This window comes from Marinilabilia rubra, assembly GCF_003121985.1.
Classification (GTDB): domain Bacteria; phylum Bacteroidota; class Bacteroidia; order Bacteroidales; family Marinilabiliaceae; genus Marinilabilia; species Marinilabilia rubra.
Window position 1 is genome coordinate 62,863 of sequence record NZ_QEWP01000014.1, and the last position, 19,505, is coordinate 82,367.

9 protein-coding genes and 1 pseudogene are annotated in these 19,505 nt (G+C 42.5%); all 10 read left to right on the forward strand.

The window, feature by feature from the left end:
- Positions 1 to 462: 462 nt before the first annotated feature.
- The 10 genes and pseudogenes from DDZ16_RS15395 to DDZ16_RS20770 all read left to right on the forward strand — a co-directional run bounded on the left by DDZ16_RS15395 (position 463) and on the right by DDZ16_RS20770 (position 19,481).
- Positions 463 to 2,061 (forward strand): glycoside hydrolase, encoded by a 1,599-nt coding sequence (locus tag DDZ16_RS15395; protein ID WP_109265382.1) that lies wholly within the window; start codon positions 463 to 465, stop codon positions 2,059 to 2,061.
- 94 nt (positions 2,062 to 2,155) lie between these two features.
- Positions 2,156 to 3,595, forward strand: coding sequence for a hypothetical protein (locus tag DDZ16_RS15400; RefSeq protein ID WP_109265383.1), 1,440 nt, complete (start codon positions 2,156 to 2,158; stop codon positions 3,593 to 3,595).
- 179 nt (positions 3,596 to 3,774) lie between these two features.
- A complete protein-coding gene (locus tag DDZ16_RS15405; RefSeq protein WP_109265384.1) occupies positions 3,775 to 6,822 on the forward strand; it encodes a SusC/RagA family TonB-linked outer membrane protein in 3,048 nt (1,015 codons plus the stop codon).
- Between the two features lie 52 nt (positions 6,823 to 6,874).
- A complete protein-coding gene (locus tag DDZ16_RS15410) occupies positions 6,875 to 8,485 on the forward strand; it encodes a RagB/SusD family nutrient uptake outer membrane protein (RefSeq protein ID WP_109265385.1) in 1,611 nt (536 codons plus the stop codon).
- Positions 8,486 to 8,704: 219 nt separating this feature from the next.
- Positions 8,705 to 9,961, forward strand: a complete 1,257-nt coding sequence (locus tag DDZ16_RS15415; protein WP_109265386.1) for a serine hydrolase domain-containing protein — start codon at positions 8,705 to 8,707, stop codon at positions 9,959 to 9,961.
- 11 nt (positions 9,962 to 9,972) lie between these two features.
- Positions 9,973 to 12,390, forward strand: a complete 2,418-nt coding sequence (locus tag DDZ16_RS15420; RefSeq protein ID WP_109265387.1) for a sugar-binding domain-containing protein — start codon at positions 9,973 to 9,975, stop codon at positions 12,388 to 12,390.
- A gap of 46 nt (positions 12,391 to 12,436) precedes the next feature.
- Positions 12,437 to 14,065, forward strand: coding sequence for a glycoside hydrolase (locus DDZ16_RS15425; RefSeq protein WP_109265388.1), 1,629 nt, complete (start codon positions 12,437 to 12,439; stop codon positions 14,063 to 14,065).
- Between the two features lie 355 nt (positions 14,066 to 14,420).
- Entirely contained in the window at positions 14,421 to 17,573 is a 3,153-nt protein-coding gene (locus tag DDZ16_RS15430; protein WP_109265389.1) for a glycoside hydrolase family 2 TIM barrel-domain containing protein, read from the forward strand.
- 149 nt (positions 17,574 to 17,722) lie between these two features.
- A pseudogene (locus DDZ16_RS21180) lies at positions 17,723 to 19,084 on the forward strand (IS4 family transposase); the annotation flags it as partial.
- Between the two features lie 220 nt (positions 19,085 to 19,304).
- On the forward strand, positions 19,305 to 19,481 hold the full coding sequence (locus DDZ16_RS20770) for a hypothetical protein (RefSeq protein ID WP_158275686.1): 177 nt from the start codon (positions 19,305 to 19,307) through the stop codon (positions 19,479 to 19,481).
- Positions 19,482 to 19,505 lie beyond the last annotated feature (24 nt).

Sequence of the window (19,505 nt, forward strand, 5' to 3'; positions counted from 1 at the left end):
TCTTTTTGCGTCTGTGTTTTTGCCTTGATCATGCTCTGCGATATGACAACACTCCGTTATCCCCGATGCTTCGGGATTATAAACAATTGAAAAGGAGTGATTTGCACAAAGATTAATGTCAAAATCAACTCTCTGATAATAAAAACTTTGCGACATGGCGTCTCTGCGTTTAGGCTTTTTTAACGGACTATTGATTTGAAATAGATGGCTAAAAATAAGCTTTGTTTTGCCGGATTTGAGATTTATTCACCTTGTAAATTATTCAAAAATAAGAAAAATGATGAATGAAATTTAAATAAAAACCCCAAGTAATTAAAGATCAAGCTCATAAAAATGTTTTTGCAGAAAAATTAATAATTGTAAATGCACGAAAAACAAGGTTTTGTGAATGAAAATTAATGCATTCATCGTAAAAAGTTAACTTATTTTGATGGTGTTGTTTAAAAATTAACAAATATTCAGATGCAAAAGATTTCGCTTTTATTCTCGGTTATTTTTTTACTGGTTTTTTCGGGATATGGTAAAAATCCCGAATCGCGCCATATAAATATCAATTTAGATAAAGAATATCAAGTCATGCATTCTTTTGGTGCTTCGGACTCCTGGCGTTGTCAGTTTGTGGGAGCCAACTGGCCCCAAAACAAAAAAAACCAAATGGCTGAATGGCTTTTTAGTAAGGAAACGGATGATCAGGGCAATCCGTTGGGAATCGGTTTGTCAATGTGGCGTTTTTATATAGGAGCCGGTAGCATGGAGCAAGGTGACAGCAGTGAAATTTACAATCCATGGCGAAGGGCAGAATGTTTTCTTAATGAGGATGGAACTTATAACTGGTCTAAGCAAAAAGGGGAGCAATGGTTTTTAAAACAAGCTCATAAGCATGGTGTTGAAAATACCATGGCGTTTTCTATTTCAGCCCCTGTGCACTACACTTTAAATGGCAAAGCATTTTCTCCCAAAAAACGGACTCATTTAAATATAAAGGAAGATAAGCTGGATGATTACGCTGCTTTTCTGGCTGAGGTTTGTGAGTATTTTGAATCAAAAGGTCTTGGTTTTGATTACCTAAGTCCTTTTAATGAACCCCAATGGGATTGGAGTAATCCTTCACAGGAAGGAACTCCTGCCACGAATGAAGACCTGTTTCTCTTCACTCATTTTTTGGATCATGAATTTACTAAGAGGGGATTGAACACACAGATGGCTCTTGGAGAAGCTGCCGAATATCAGTTTTTGTACCGGAAGGGTGATCAATATGCAGGAAGTTCAGGGCAATTTCGGGAGTTTTTGTCAGAAAACAGCCCCATGTATATCGGGCAATTCAGAAATGTAGCTACCCTGTTTTCCGGGCACAGTTATTTCACTACATGGCCGGTAGAGAAACTCATTGACATTCGTCAAAAGCTTAGAAGTTCTCTGGACAGTATTAATCCGGCAATGGATTTTTGGCAGAGTGAATTCTGTATTCTGGAAGAAAATGATGACATCGAAAGCGGACACGGACGAGATTTGGGTATGGGAACAGCGCTTTATGTAGCCCGTGTTATTCATCATGACCTGACCATAGCCAACGCGACCTCATGGCAATGGTGGACAGCTCTGACCCAATGCAATTATAAAGACGGATTAATTTACCTTGATAACGGCAATGAGGGAATTCCTTCTCAACAGCATCCGGATAATGAAGCATTGAAATACGATGGCAATTTCCATGACTCTAAACTTATGTGGGCTCTGGGGAACTATTCACGGTTTGTCAGACCCGGGATGGTAAGAGTGGAGGTTAGTTACGGACAGTCTGCTTCGTTGGAAGACCAGGCAGTTTCTTTAATGGTTTCCGGATATAAAAATACAGCTACTAATGAGTTGGTTGTGGTTGCAGTAAATTATGGAGGCGAATCAGAAAAACTATTCCTGGAGGAAGATGGCCGTTTTTTGAAAAAGGTGAAAGCATATGAAACCTCCGAAAAATCTGATTTGCAATATGAATTAACGGAACTAACCGATCTTGTTGTAGCACCAAAAAGCGTGAAAACGTTTGTGTTGAAATTGAAACAATAGAGCGAAGCGAAACAATCTTGCCCGTTTTAAGGAGCTCCGTGAAATAGAAATAAAATCATCAAATTGTAGTTTATAACCAAATAATTAATGGTTTATGAAAAAAAGTGTATTTAGTTTTTTGTTGTTGTCATCAATGTTCTTCGGACTTATTTTCTGGGGATGTGAAGATGACGAGACCAAGACCTGGGATGTTGACAGCGACCCGGTTTTGAACCTAAAAGCTGAGGAAATTCATTCCCGGCAGGGACGAACCATTCGAATCGAAGGTACTGTTTCCGATGAGGTGGGGATTAAAAAAATCAATCTGAATATTGATGATTGGTACCTTAACCGGGATATTGAAATTTCTACCAATGACTCACTGGTGACAGCTTACGACCTCTGGTATGATTTTAAAGTTCCTGCAGATGCACCCGATCAGGGACATACCATCAATGTTACCGTGTACAATATGGGAGACAGATCGGTAAGTCGTACAGTTGAGGTGTTTATGGATGGCGATTTTGAAGCTCCTTCAATGGATGTACAAAGTCCTGTAAATGGGCTGACCCTGGCACCTGAGGGTGAGATTCCTGTTGATATACATGCTTTGCTGAGTGACACACGTCAACTGGGGTACTTTGTGGCTAAAGAATCTACCATTAACTACTACGACAGTATTTCGTTTATGGGTACCGGAAAAGTAGCTCATGAATATCAGGCTACAGCAACATTGCCTGCCGAATTAGGAGAATATAATTTTGAATTTATTCTGGCTGATAGTGCCGGAAATATGGTAAGTGAGAGTCGGCTGGTGAAAGCTTCTTTTGACTTTGACAAGCTATATCTTGCCGATGTGGCTACAGATGAGGAACTGACTTCCGATTTGTTTGGGGTGCCTATGCTGATCTCTAAAACAGCGCCTTACAATTTTGAGGCAAAGTATTATTCTGAGGCTCCCGGAACCGAAGTGAAGTTTGTGGCTCAAACCACCAGCTTTGCGCCTCATTGTTATGGTCTCGATCCCGATGATCCTGACAAGCTAATCAACGATCCGCAAAATGCATTGCCCATTATTCTGGATGAAAAAGGGTATTACAGAATCACGCTTGATCTGGAGAATCTTACTTATGATGTCGAGACATATGTTCCTGATGATTGGTACTTTGAGCCCAAAATGGAAAATCCTGATGATGATACCTATATTGAGAATGAATATGTAGGAAAACTGGGTATTGTAGGAAGTGGATTTCCTGAATATCCCGACCAAAACTGGGCTACATGGGCAGCCATCGAATTTGAACGTGATCCTGAAAATAATTACCGCTTCTACAAAACCCTGGATATGGAGGGCAACGTTCAGTTTATCTTCCAGCCTGAACATCCATGGGGATGGTGGCCGGAACCATTCTGGAGATTTGACCGGTCTGTAGATCCTGAAAAAACTGTCCTTAAAGGCGGAGACAACGTAAATATGGATGTTCCTGAGCGAACGACCTATAAAGTGACTTTCGACAGTCACCTCAATAGGGCCAAAGTGGTGCCTGTTAACTAAGCTTGTTTTTCCATCCGGATACCGGGCATGCGTAGCCCGGTTATCCGGTGGCTTATACTGAAATTTTAATGAATGGATTTCGAATGCAATAAGAGGTTTTGTTTTGGAGTGAGCAGAAGCTGTTCTGAAACTTAAGACTTGTTGATTATTCCGAAAAAACAAACGAAAACTTTGATCAAATGAAGAAATATATAAACAGATCATTATGGCTTTTGACGGTCTTTTTTTGCTTTGCAATGGCCGTAACAGGGCAGACTAACCTTATCCAGGGGAAAGTGACAGACTCAGGCGGAGAGCCTTTGCCCGGAGTGTCTATTGTGATTAAAGGTACCAGTACCGGTACGATCACTGATGTGGATGGAAATTTTCAGGTTGAAGCCAGTCCTTCTGATGTTTTACAATTTAGTTTTATTGGTTTTGATAAACTGGAAGTTCCGGTGGGGGACGATACCTCTTTTCGCAATATTTCCATGCAGGAATCGGTAGTTGCACTTGATGAGGTGGTTGCCATTGGTTATGGAAAGGCCAAAAAGAGTGATCTTACCAGTTCCATCACTTCCGTTAAGGGTGAGGAAATGAAAACCATGACCGTTGGTAATCCCGTGCAGGCCTTACAGGGTAAAGCCCCCGGTGTTCAGGTGGTTGCCGGAGGTGGCCAGCCCGGGGCGGCGCCTAAGGTTTTGATTAGGGGATTTACCTCCCTGAACCTTTCCACCGATCCACTATATGTTGTTGACGGAGTGCCTATGGGAAGTAATCTTAATTTTTTAAATACGAATGAAATTGAGAGTATGGAGGTGCTTAAAGACGCTTCTGCTTCAGCGATTTATGGTAGCAGGGCTTCCAACGGGGTTGTTTTGATTACAACGAAGCGTGGTACTGCTGGTAAAACACAGTTTTCTGCTGATTTATCCTATGGTTTCCAGGTTTTTGAAAAACCTTTTGATATGGCCAATGCGGCTGAATATGGACGTATTATGAACCAATCGTTGGTGAACGGTGGTTTGGAAGAGCGTTTTCCTGATCCCTCCAGCCTGGGCGAAGGAACCGATTGGTGGGGAGAAGGGGTTAATAAAGTGTCCCCTCAACGTAACTTTAGTTTCCAGGCATCTGGTGGTAATGAAATGCACAAGTTTGCGGTGAGTTTGAACTACTATGATCAGGAATCTTTTTACAATTCAGGCGATTGGAAGAAGTTTACAGCTCGCTTAAGTTCTGATTGGGATTTTGCCGATTGGATTTCAGCAGGAGTTATGCTCAACCCTCGTCGTGAAGTTTGGAAAAATACACCTGACTGGTATCAGGACTATTTACTGATAGATCCTGTAACTCCGGTACTTCGTCCTGAAGCAGAACGGGAAGGCTTGAATGAATTCAGTATTTATCAACGTTCTTACTATACTTACACATGGAACCCCATTGCAAGGGATGCCAGAAATTTTGGAGAAGGTGGTTATTATGCTCTGGGAACCAATGCATATGCCGAGATGAGACCTGTTGAGGGATTGGAATACAGAACTCAAATAAGCGGAGATTTCAGCTTTAATCACAGTGATGATTTTGTTCCTGATTTCGTTATCGACGGGGCACATGAGAAAAATGAAATCAATTATGTGTATCGCAACCATGATTTTAATTCCTACTGGAACTGGACCAATACATTGACTTATTCTCTGGAGACAAATGGGCACAATGCATCTCTGATGGGTGGAGCTACAATGGAAAAATGGGAAGGTCGTTACATCGACGGAACCAAAGAAGGAATTCCAAATAACTCTGATGTTTTGCGGGAAATAGATGCCGCAACAGAGAACCCGGAAGTGAATGGTAATTCATGGGGAACTTCTATCCAGTCATACCTTGGCCGCTTGTCTTACAATTATATGAACCGGTATTATCTCACTGCAACTTACCGCATGGATGGCTCATCAAAGTTTCTGGAGAATAACAAATGGGCCTCTTTCCCATCAGCTTCTGTTGCCTGGCGTATCTCAGATGAAGCTTTTATGTCAGGAATTGATTTTATTGATGACTGGAAGCTGAGAGCTGGTTGGGGGCGTCTTGGGAATCAGAATTTGCCTGCTAATGTTTATACTTCGGGGATTGGCCAGGGATATTACGTATTAGGTCCCGGACAAGGGGCACTGGTTAATACCACTTATCCCAGCAGTATGAAAAACGAAGACATCAAATGGGAAACTGTTGAAGACATCAACCTGGGAACTGATTTTACCTTGTTCAGAAGTCAGATTGATGGTTCTCTGGAATATTACCAGAAGAAAACCAAAGACATGATCTTTCAGTTGCCTTATCCCAATTACAGTGGATATCCAAACGATGCCCAGATCTGGTCGAATGTGGGTTCTATGAAGTCTGAAGGTCTTGAAATGGCCTTGAATTATCACAACCACAACGGTCGACTGAAATACGATGTAGGCATTACGCTTACCACCGTTGCTGTGGAAGCGACTGATTTACCCAATGCTACACCGGTTATTTACGGAGACGATGAATATACTAAAACAGTGGAGGGTGATGTTCCGGGATATTTTTACGGCTATAAAACCGATGGTATATTCCAGACCTGGTTTGACGTAAATGCTCATGCCAGCGAACATGGATCTCTCATACAGCCACAGGCAAGACCCGGAGATATCAAGTTTGCAGACGTGGATGGTGATGGTTCTCTTACGGGCAATGATCGCACAAAAATTGGAAGTCCGTGGCCCGACTTTACCGGTGGATTTAATCTGAATATGGCCTATGACAATTTTGACCTTGTAGCCAATGTTTATGTAAGTGTTGGTAATGACCTTGTAAACTGGACTAAAGGTGATCTTTACAACACGCAGGGATCTGATAACAATGTGATCTCAGGTATACTTGGGGATGCATGGGATGGAGAAGGAAGTACCAATCAATATCCGATGGTTTCGCATACCGATTTGAATCAGAATTTTGGAAGATTCAGTGATTTTTATGTGGAGGATGGCTCATTTATGCGATTAAAGAATATTCAATTGGGGTATTCTCTACCCCAAAATGTACTCACCACCCTTGGGTTAACCAAATGCCGTTTCTACGTTTCCGGTCAGAATATTTTAACCGTTACCGATTATTCCGGAGTAGATCCTGAAGTAGCCGGTGATGTTTTAAATTTCGGATTTGCCGGTTGGACATACCCTGTTTTGCCTACCTATCTGATTGGTGCAAACATTACTTTTTAATCATAGTCTCAGAGTTTTTTGCGGACATTCAAATATCAAAAATTAAAACGAAATGAGAAATAGATTATTAAATATACTAATGGTAGTGGTGCTCCTTACAGGTGTCTCATGTGACGATTTTATTGAGATAGACGAAAGGGGAACCCAGAATCTGGATAATTATTTTGCCAACGAGCAGGAAGCGGTGACATTTGTGAATGGCATTTACAAAGGCTTCTCGGGCTGGGATGATTGGTGGCCTCAATTTCAGAGAATTAATAATATTATGTCGACCGATGATGCCTGGATGGGCAATTTGCATCAAAATAACAGTGATAGCTATGCTTTTGCTCACTATTTTGTGGATGCCTCCAATGCTCCATGGCCTTTATCAGATTTTTATGAACAGAAATATCTGAATGTAGGGGCTTGTAATATTGCTATTCATGAAATTCCGAATGCACCTGTCTCAGATGAAATGAAAAAGCGGTTGGTGGCTGAAGCTAAATTTTTCAGAGCTTTTAATTATTGGGAACTGATACAGAACTTTGGAGATGTGGTTTTGATAACACAACCAGAGGGTACATCAGGTTTAAATAAAGAACGTTCCCCAAAATCTGAGGTTTATGCGCAGGTGGTCAAAGACTTGCAGGAAGCCACAGCAGTTCTTCCCGATTCTTATGGAAATGACGAGCTTGGCCGGGTTACAAAATGGGCAGCTCATGCCTTACTGGCCAGAACCTTCCTTTTCATGGAAGACTATCCCAAAGCATACGCCCATGCCGATACGGTGATTCAACAGGGGCCTTACTCTTTGGAGCCTAATTTCGTGGATATCTGGAGCGTTTACAACCACAACGGTGTAGAGTCAATTTTTGAAATTAAGGCCAACAGTAATCAAAACTACAATGTAGGTAACCGTTTTTCAGTGGTTATGTGTGCCCGCGGGGAACGCTGGCCCGAGGGTGAAGAAGATAAAATTATGGACGGATGGGGCTGGTGTGTGCCCTCTTCTCACCTGGAACAGGCTTACCTTTCAGAAGGTGATGAAATTCGTCGCAAGAGCACCATTATAACTGCTGGAGAACCGGTATATGGCGATGAAGAAGAAAACCCGAATTACCAGTTTGATGTGGATTTGAATAAATCGGGTCGTGTATGGCGCAAGTATTATGTGCCAATTGATATGCGACGCCAACTTACGGTGAAAGATCGCCACATTCCTTTGCCGAAAATTATGTTGCGACTGGGTGAAATGTATCTGACCAGAGCAGAGGCGGCTTATCACAATGGCAACGAATCTCAGGCCAAAAGTGATATTGCCACCATTAGGGCCAGGGTGGATCTGGAACCTAAAAACGATTTGTCTGGTACAGATCTTCTGTATGCCATATGGAAAGAACGTCGTCTGGAGATGGCATCGGAAGGCCTGAGACTTTACGATCTTCGCCGCCAGGTTGATCCTGTATCAGGTAAAGCAAGGATTGCCGAAGCGATGGGCCCCAATGGCTGGTTTGTTCAGTACAACCTTAATGAGAGTAACGATCCTTACGAGACAATCCATCCTGAGGAGCCCCAGGACAAGGGTACCCTGTTTCAGGAAGGGCGACATGAATTATGGCCCATCCCACAATCTGAAATTGATCGAAGTAACGGGGTGATCTCTCAAAATCCAGGTTATTAAAATATCTTATAAAGCCGAGGTGAAAACATTTTCAGGGGGCGGGATCATCTTTCCCGCCTCCTTCTCATTCTTAAAAAGAATGTGTGCAATTAAACGAGCATGACAAGCGCTGTCACAAAAGGACATGTATAACCTTCAATCATGCGAGAACGAAGCGGTTTCATTCGTTCTCAAATTTTTAATTAGTTCCTTATCAGGAAATTACAAAATTTTAAACGAATGAAAAGTTCTGTTTTTAGGTGGACGATTTGTTTGCTGGTAGTTTTAGGTACGTGGCTTTCTTCTTGTCAAACATCGGGAGATGGTAAGGGGAACAGGGTGAATTACCGGAGCAATCTGTTAGATTCTCTTTTGCATGGGGCAGTCATCAATAATGAAATACCAGGTGCTGTAGCATGTATTGTGAAAGAAGGACAGGTGGTTTACCATAAAGCTTTTGGCTGGAAGAACATGGAAAAGCGGCTTGAAATGGATACCAATGATATTTTCAGAATGGCCTCTATGACAAAAGGCATGACTGCTGTTGCAGTTTTGCAGCTATACGAAAGAGGTCTGATTCAATTGGATGAGCCGGTGAAAAAGTATCTTCCTGAATTTGATGATCCAAAGATTTTGTTGCATGTGAACGAGGATTCTACTTTTACAGCTGCACCCGCCAATAAAGATATTACCATTCGCATGCTGCTAACCCATACATCCGGTATCGGGTATGGATTTCAAAATGAAGAGTACAATGCCTTGGTGCTCAAAAACAATGTTAGTGAAGGGTTTGGCAATGATGATCGCACTTTGGCTGAGAATGTTCGTCGTATAGCTGCTCTTCCTTTGTTGCACGAACCGGGGAAGAAATACACCTATGGTATGAGTTACGATGTGCTTGGGCATTTGATTGAAGTAGTATCGGGGATACGTTATGATAAATATATCCAGCACTATATCCTGAGTCCCCTTCAAATGACTGATTCATACTTCCTGATTCCGGAAGAGGAGGTCGGCCGTTTGGTAAAAGTTTATCAGCCCGGTGCAAATGATGTGGGCATCCGGAAAAGCAATTATGAATTAGTGAATTATCCCCTGATAAAAGAGCGCAGGGCTTTCTCCGGAGGGGCTGACCTATGTTCTACAGCTTCTGATTATGCCAGATTCGTGGAGATGGTTCTCAATAAAGGAGATTATAAAGGAACCAGAATTCTGGGAGAAAGATATGTTGAGATGATGCTTTCAAAACAGACTTCCCTGAAGGAGGGGGGATACGAGCAGGGCTTTGCTGCCTGGGTTACAAATGATAAAGGCGCTGCAGAGGGACCCATGGATGTTGGATCCTTTGGGTTTGGCGGTTTTTTTGACACTTACAGTTGGGCCGATCCGCAAAAAGATTATGTCGCTGTTTTACTCTTGCAGATGTATCCCGAAAACCGTCACGATATTCATAGTAAGTTTCAGCGCATTGTATACGGTGTTATAGATGAATTTTAAACAAAAAAACCATGTTGAAAATATTTAGCTTGCTGATATTAGCAGGATTGTACTGCTCGTCACTATCTGCTCAGGTTTCTTTCGGAAATGCATTGAAAATTAATGATCAATGGAAATTCAGAAAAGGTGACATTGAGGGGGCAGAAAATCCCTCATTTAATGATAAGGAATGGCGGGAACTAGATTTACCACATGACTGGAGCATTGAAGGTCCATACAGTCCTCATCATGCTAGTGCAACGGGCTATCTTCCCGGGGGAATTGCATGGTATAGAAAAAACATTGAGGTTCCTAAGGATAAGGCTGATCGCAAAATATATATTTATTTTGAAGGCATATACCGAAACGGAGAAGTTTTCGTCAATGGTCAATTGGTGGGAATGCGCCCTAATGGTTATATATCCTATATGTACGATATTACTCCCTATCTTGATTTTGGTGAAGAAAATACAGTTGCAGTCAGAGTTGACCATAGTAAATCTATAGACTCACGCTGGTATACAGGATCGGGTATTTACCGTGATGTTTATCTGATTGATGCCAATCCGGTACATATAGCCCAATGGGGTGTTTTTTATCAAGCAACAAATGTCAACCCCCGGAATTCTGAAATTGAGATTGAAACCAGAATTTCAAATACAACCGTTGACGATGCAGCGCTGGTTATAGAACAGGAAATCTATAACAAAAACAATCAGTTGGTAGCTTCTCAATCGGATCAATTGAATGCAGATGCCCATAACCAGGGGAAAATTCTTCAAAACCTGAAAGTCCGGAAACCTCACTTGTGGTCACTGGAAAATCCTTACCTGTATCGACTGGAGACTAAAGTTTTCAGAGGTAATAATCTGATTGATCAGACCACTACACCAATGGGAATTAGGAGTTTGGAGTTCGATCCGGACACAGGATTTGCCCTGAACAGCAAGAATATGAAGGTAAAAGGTGTTTGTCTCCATCATGATGCAGGTACCCTGGGAAGTGCCGTTCCCCGGGAAGTCTGGACGAGAAGGTTGTTGAAGTTGAAATCTCTGGGAGTCAATGCCATTCGTACCAGCCATAATCCACAAGCACCTGATTTATATAGTTTATGTGATGAAATAGGGTTGTTGGTTTTGAACGAAGCTTTCGATGAATGGGAATTTCCCAAAAAGAAGTGGGTTGATGGTTGGAACGTGGGGGAACCAGCTTTTCAAGGCCCTTACGAGTTTTTTGAAGAGTGGGGAGAGAGAGATTTACGCGATATGATACTAAGGGATCGCAATCATCCATCGGTTTTTATGTGGAGCATAGGCAATGAAGTGGATTATCCCAACGATCCTTATTCGCATCCGGTATTGGATGAGGAAGGTATTCAACAGCAACATACAAAAGGATATCAGCCAGATCAGCCCAATGCTGAAAGGCTCGGGGCTATTGCCAAAAGACTGGCAGCAGTTGTTCGGGAATACGATCCCTCCAGACCTGTTACTGCCGGCCTGGCCGGTCCGGTGATGTCGAATAAAACCGATTATCCGGGCGCGCTGGATGTAGTAGGCTACAATTATACAGAACGCAGGTATGAACAGGATCATGAAACGTATCCCAATCGCGTTCTTTATGGCAGCGAAAACAGACACGATTATGCTGCCTGGAAAGCTGTAAGAGACAATGATTTTATTTTCGGACAGTTTTTATGGACCGGAATTAATTATCTTGGAGAATCTTTTAGATGGCCATCACGCGGATTCACTACCGGCTTGCTTGACCTGGCTGGGTTTGTGAAGCCCAGGGGGTATTATCGCAAGAGTCTCTGGACAAAGCAACCAATGATCTATGCGGGTTCTTACCCTGTTCCTCACGGTAGATGGGAACCGCTTATTGATGCACCTTCGGTTTGGAATTATGAAGAAGGAGATACCATCCGGGTAGTTAGTTACACCAATTGCGAAACTGCAAGATTATTTCTTAACGGAAAGGAGGTTGGTAAGGAACAGACGAGGGATGAAGAAACGGGGGTGATTACGTGGGATGTGGTTTATCAACCAGGAATTCTTGAGGTGAAAGGTTTTAATGGGCAAGAGATGGTTGTTTCTGATGATCTGGAAACGACTGAACGACCCCATGCCATAGATGCCAAAAAGTGGAACGATGCTTCTTTGCAGCCCGGGGACGTTGTTCAAATCGAACTTCGGATAGTGGATGCAAAGGGACGTCTTGTTTATCTTTCAGACAATGAAATTACTTGTCGGATAGAAGGTTCTGCGACATTATTAGGTCTGGAAAGTAGCGACCCTACTGATATGGGGAATTACAACGATAATAAGCAGCGTGTGTATCATGGAACCATGATCGCATACATTAAGTTTGAAGATCATGGATTTACAAAAGTCTCGTTTTCATCACCATGGTTAAAAGGGGCAGAGGTGGTGTTTGGTGCTGAGAATTAGGAAAATTTAAACAAGTTATGTTATTCATAAAAAAAACAGTTTTGGAATGAAGATATCCTGGGCAGTATTATTTTCTTCGATATTCCTTCTCTTTTCTTCTTGCGAGAAAGACTCAGGGGGCAATAACGAAGATCCGAATAAAGAGGGAGATTTGATTTTTGTCGACCCCTCAGTGGAAATGCAGGAGATGGAAGGTTTTGGGGCATCTGACAGCTGGCGTGTACAGTTTGTTGGTAAAAACTGGCCTTTGGAGAAACGAAATGCTATGGCAGATTTGCTTTTTAGCAAAGATTTAAAAGAGGATGGCAGTCCCGAAGGTATCGGGCTTTCTCTTTGGCGGTTTTACATTGGCGCCGGAAGTGCAGAACAGGGAGTTGAGAGTGATATTCAAAATTCCTGGCGAAGGGCAGAATGTTTTCTTACGGAAGATGGAAGCTATGACTGGTCAAAACAACAAGGTCAGCAGTGGTTTCTTCAAGCCGCAAAAGAACGTGGTCTTGAATCAGTATTGGGGTATGCCATTAGTCCCCCGGTTTATTATACCAAAAACGGGAAAGCTTACTCTCCGGGTGGGAACAACATCAACCTGGACGCCGGACGAATGAATGATTATGCTGAGTTTTTGGCAACTGTAAGCGAGCATTTTCAAAACCAAGGAATTCCTTTTGATTATTTAAGTCCTGTAAACGAACCCCAATGGGACTGGGAATCACCCGGACAGGAAGGTTCACCTGCCACTAATCAGGATATTGCCGGCTTGGTAAGGGAATTATCGCCAAAACTCCATGAAAAAGGCCTGCAAACTCAGATTATATTGCCTGAAGCCGCTGAGCTGCAGTTTCTTTACGGAGAGAACGGTAAGCCTGAACGACAAAACCAAATGGAAGCCTTTTTTAGTGCCACATCCCCGGATTACATTGGAGGCATGAACAATGTTAAAGATGTGGTTCTGGGACATAGCTATTTTACCACTGCCAATATACCAACTCTTATAGGGGTGCGACAAAACCTTGGAAGAAAATTAAACACTTTTGGGGGAGCTCCCGGATATTGGCAGAGTGAATTTTGCATACTGGAAAATACTGATGATATTGGCGGTGGCTGGGGGCGTGATCTTGGCATTGGCACTGCCCTTTATGTGGCCCGCGTTATTCACTTCGATTTAACTCTGGCCAATGCACAATCCTGGAGTTGGTGGACTGCATTATCGCAATATGACTATAAAGACGGATTAATATACCTGGACAACGGAAATGATGGCATCAATGGCCCCCATCATCCCGACTCTGAAACACTGAAGATGGATGGTTTCTATCGGGAATCCAAACTCCTTTGGGCCTTGGGTAATTTCTCCAGGTTTATTCGCCCTGGAATGGTGCGTGTTAAATCCGGATTTTCCATTCCTAAATCAGAGGAGCTTCAGGCATCTAACCTGATGTTTTCGGCCTATAAAGATCCGCAATCAGGAAAACTGGTGGTTGTTTTTGTCAACTATTCTGAAAGGGATAAGCAGGTTAACATTGGGAGTTTGGGAGAAGCTTTCTCCGTTGAAGGCAATGTGTTTGATTCATATACAACCAGTGCCTCTCAAGACCTGCAAAAGGGAACTATGCCTGCTGATGAGATAACCATTGGAAAGCGTTCGGTGGTAACATTGGTTGGAATGATAAATTAAATCACTGGTGTCCGGTTATAGTATTTGTCGAATTTGCCTATTTGATGAAAATCAATTCGTTTGACCAATTTTACTTAGGTGAGGGCTTGCTTTTCGCATTAAGAAAATCTCGTGAAGAAAATCAGAGTCTTTTCCGTAAAGAAATCGGGATTGTTTGAGCAAAGCGAGTTTCCGGATTTTAGGAAAAGACTCTGATTTTTAGAGATTTTATTTAAGCGACGGCATTTTTTGTTTACTTTTTTTTGCTGTTGAAAAAAAGTAAAAGCCAGCGCGGCTTGAGCGCAAAGTAGAAAATACTATTGTTTACCGGACAATAGTGAAATTAAATGTATACTGATAATAACTAATTACTATTATGCAAAAAACTCTTTTCGTAATGGCCATGAGTCTTTGGTTAATGGCCTGCACCAACTACAAAGACTACAGCGATGTTCCTTTTGAGGAGAAGTCGCCTGCCGACTGGGAAAACCCGTCAGTAAACCAAATCAACCGGGAGGCACCCCGCGCCTGGTATGTGCCATTTGCCGATGCATCAGAGGTAGATGCCGATAATAAGTGGGCTTCCTCTTTGCTGAAAACCCTAAACGGGGAGTGGCTGTTCCACCTGGCGGAAAATCCATCTGAGCGTCCCTGCTACTTTTTTAAGGATGATTTCGATACCCGTGACTGGAGTGCTATTCCGGTACCCTCCAATTATGAACTGGAAGGGCATACCTACCCCATTTATACCAACGTAAAGTATCCGCATGCCAAGACGCCACCCACGATTCAGGATCATTACAATCCGGTGGCATCGTATAAACGTACCTTTACCATTCCTGAAAACTGGGACGGGAAAGAGATTTTCCTGCACTTTGGAGCCGTTAGTTCGGCCATGTATGTATGGGTAAATGAGCAGAAAGTTGGATACAGCGAAGACAGTAAAACACCTGCCGAGTTCAACATCACCCAATACCTGAAGCCTGGAGAAAATACTCTGGCTGTGGAAGTTTACAAATGGAGCGATGGCAGTTACCTCGAAGACCAGGACTTCTGGCGACTGGGAGGTATCACCCGCGATGTATTCCTGATGGCACGCAATCCTCAGCATATTCGTGACTTCCGGGTTACCTCCAATCTGGCCGATGACTATACCACCGGACTATTTGAAGTGGATGCAGAAATTGTAAATGTATCTGAAGAAACTCCGGTCAACATAGAAGCCCGTTTGCTGGATGGGGAAAATCTTGTTGAACGCTTTTCAGCGGAATCCGACAATGGAGCGATCTCCTTTTCATCAGAATACAATGATGTAAAACGCTGGTCGGCCGAGATTCCCAACCTCTATGAGTTGGTAATCACCCTCAAAGATGCCAACGGAGGTGTCATAGAAGTGATCCGCCAGGATGTGGGTTTCCGTCGCGTGGAGATCAAAGGCAACAACCTGTTGGTAAACGGGGAGTATATTTACCTCAAAGGGGTCAACCTGCATGAGCACCATGATGTAACAGGACATGTGGTGGATGAGGCCACTATGATCGAAGACATCAAAACGATGAAGGAGCATAACCTCAATGCCGTTCGTACTTCCCACTATCCGCAACCAGAACGTTGGTATGAGTTGTGTAATCGCTACGGACTGTACGTGATCGATGAAGCCAACATCGAATCGCATGGCATGGGGTATGGTAAGGAATCACTGGCCAAAGACTCGGCCTGGATGTCATCGCACCTGTTCCGAACAAGAAATATGTTTGAGAGGGACAAAAACCAGCCCTCCATCATTATCTGGTCGCTGGGCAACGAAGCTGGAAACGGCATCAATTTCGAAGCTACCTATGATTATCTGAAAGCACAGGACGATACACGCCCGGTACAGTATGAGCAAGCCCATGGAGGCCGCAATACAGATGTCTTCTGTCCAATGTATGCGCGAATTGAAAGGATGGAACGGTATGCCAGAGAAGATGGCAGCAAACCACTCATTCAGTGTGAATATGCCCACGCAATGGGAAACAGTGTAGGTAATCTACAGGATTACTGGGATGTGATTGAGTCTTATGATGTGATGCAGGGTGGCTTTATCTGGGACTGGGTTGACCAGGGACTGCTGACCGAAAATGAACAAGGGGAAGAATACTGGGCCTATGGCGGAGACTTTGGGCCTGATACCGTGCCATCCGATGGCAATTTCTGTCTCAACGGACTGGTGGATCCCGACCGTCAGCCACAGCCTGCATTGGAAGAGGTGAAAAAGGTGTATCAATATATCAAGTTCCATCCGGTCAACCTGGAAAACGGCACCATCGAAATAGAAAACAAATACGATTTTCTGAATACTTCAAAATTCCAGTTTTCATGGATCATCAAAGGCGATGGCAAAAAAGTGAAAGAGGGAACTTTCTCTGATTTAGAACTTGCGCCCGATGCCAAAAAAGAGGTTTCTGCCCATATGGACTTTGAGCCTCAGCCCGGGGTAGAATATTTCCTGACTGTAAAAGCGAGTCTGAATGATGCCATGGGACTTGTTCCGGCCGGTACAGAACTGGCTGCAGAGCAGTTTGAATTGCCTGTTTATGTTGCAAAGACAAAAACAGAAGAATCCTTACCAGCTTTGGAACATCAAACCAAAGATGGCGTGCTTAGCATTACGGGCGATGATTTTGCAGTCGCTTTCGATATGCAGAAGGGTCAAATGACCAGTTTTCAATCATCAGGCAAAGAACTCCTGAAGAAAGGTCCTGAGCCCGGATTCTGGCGTGCCCCCACCGATAATGACTTTGGCAATAATATGCCGGTTAGAGCACGTATGTGGCGAAAAGCAGGAGAGAACCGGAAGGTGACCAATACCAATGTTGAAGAAGCCGGAGAAGGGCAGGTGAAAGTGACCTTTGCGTTTGATCTGAAAGACGCGGAAGGAAACAAAATAGGTGACTATACCAGTACCTATCTGGTAAAAGGCAATAAAGAGGTAGAAGTGGATAATCAGTTTCAAATGGCCGGGGACGATCTGCCCGAGATTCCACGCATGGGTATGACATTGCATATGCCACGGGAATATGATCAGATGGCATGGCTGGGCCGTGGTCCTCACGAATCTTATCAGGATCGAAAGACATCTGCTTTTGTGGATCTCTACAGCGGAAGTGTGGCCGATCAGTACTGGCTCTATTTGCGTCCGCAGGAAAACGGCAACAAGACCGATGTACGCTGGATGAGCATCACCAATGAAGCGGGGCAGGGACTTAAATTTACCGGCAAACAGCTTTTGGAGGTCTCAGCACACCATAACATCATTGAGGATTTTGAATCACCACGCCGTACCGATGGTCGCTGGGAAGAAGGGGAGGAGCGTCCCGTGCAGCGTCATACCGATGATGTGCAACCTCGTGATCTCACCTCAGTGGATGTAGACCTGAAACAGTTGGGTGTTGGTGGCGATGATAGTTGGGGTGCCTGGACGCATGATCAATACAGGCTGACAGGTAAATCATACAGTTATGAATTTGTAATGAGTCTTGTGGAATAGATTGGTAGTTATAAACTGAAGTTTCCCTCTTCTGTGACCCTTGAAGAAAGGAGATGAAAGATTTGAAAAAGCAGTGGTTTTTAAGTTGTATTTTAATGTCCTTTAGGGATTTACAAAAAAAAAGTAAGAATATGGCAAAACCACTGCTTATGTCATTCAAAATAGGAAATTTAAACGAATTAGAAAACGTTCTTTGTTATAAGAAAGTTTACACGAGGCCGTGCTCAAGCCAATATCAGCTTTCAAAGTCGGTTTCTGGGTTTATTTGAGTCAGCTAAAAAGCGAGTATGGCGGGTTTTTATTCTTATTGTTTCACTTTTGCTATTCCGGTTAAAGGCAGAATTTACTTATTGTGGAAATGAAAGTATTTCGTTTTTGCCTAAAATTGATGATAACCTATTTTATCGATTGATGAATAATTGCAGAATGAACTGGTGGGGTTACTTTGCCCTTTTGTCAAAGAGTTTAAATGAACTGTTGAAGAAAAAGGTAATCCTTTCTCTGAACCAGAATGTTTTGTTATTGATGATACCGATTTAAATAAAACTGGCAAAACATTAGAATTCATGGGGCATGTATACAACCATGTCATGGGAAAATGTTTTTTTGGGTATAAAATGTTTTCGCTTGGTTAAAGGGACAATAAAAGTCTTATTTCCACCGATTTCTTTCTGCACCCTGAAAAAGGGAGGCAAAGGCACTTGTGGCATATCAAAAAAGGAGGCTAAAAAACGATTTGCCAAGAAAAGGAACATTAAGTGTCAGGGTGCAAGGCGGGTTAAAGAATTGGACATACCCAAAACCCAAAATTGCTTATCGATTATAAAGCGTGCCATAAGAAATGGTTTTATTGCAGATTATTTATTAATAGACAGTTTGTTTGTCAATAATACCATAATTGTTGGTATTAAGTCGATTAAAAACAGTTGCCTCCATGAATTGGGTATGAGTAAATTAAATACTCGCATTTGTCTTCTTGAGGGCAAAAATCTCAATTCCATATTGTAATAGTAAGATATGCACGAAAAAATGGTCACTATTCCCGGAAGCATGAATCACAATATACATCCCTGGTAGTTGATTTCAAAGGTAATCCTGTTCGTTTGTACCTTATCAAATATTAAAATTCCAAGAAATGGGCATTATTGTATACAACAGACTCAACCCTGAGTTTTGCACAAACTTTCGAACTAAACTAAATTCGGTGGACAATAAAGGTTCTGTTCAAAGAATAAAAACAATACTTGGGTTTAAGTCAATCTCAAAATACTGATTTTGTCGGTAAAATCACTGATGCAACTTTAGCTTTGATAACCCAGATAATATTAACGCTTAATAAACGATTTGAAAATTAGGAGACAACTGGGGCAATCTAAAGGCAAGTGCAGCAGAATTTATTAGAACTAACATTATATGAGAGACTACTGTGCATTCTGGCAAAAGTAGTTTTGGTATTGGTCGATATGTTCTGTATTGAGTTGGATGAAGTAATGGAAAAAATGATTAGCAATTAAAATATTTTTCGGCAGCTAATCAATATTGATGCACTAATTAGCTGCAACGATGCAATGGATTGGGAGTACTTGATGTGTTAGTGCAAGATGAGGCTTTGGATGATGTTGTTGTAAGTGGTCAGTGTGCAACATTGGAGGCTGTGAGAAGTATTTACAGAGGAGAATTGGGAATTACTTTCATCATCCCAGAAAGGAATTAGGTCAAAAAGCAGCTGAGTTGATTATATCAATGTTGAAAGAAAATAAATCAGGAGAAGAACTTTCAGATGGAGAGGTTTTTAATGGTTCATTTTATGTTCCTGTAAGGCAGGTTAAATCAATTCCTGTTACAAAAGAGAACCTTGATGTCTTTGTGGGAAAAGGAGTTTGTACCTGGGAGGAGATAAAAAACTAACAGAAGGGGCATTCTTTAGCCCCT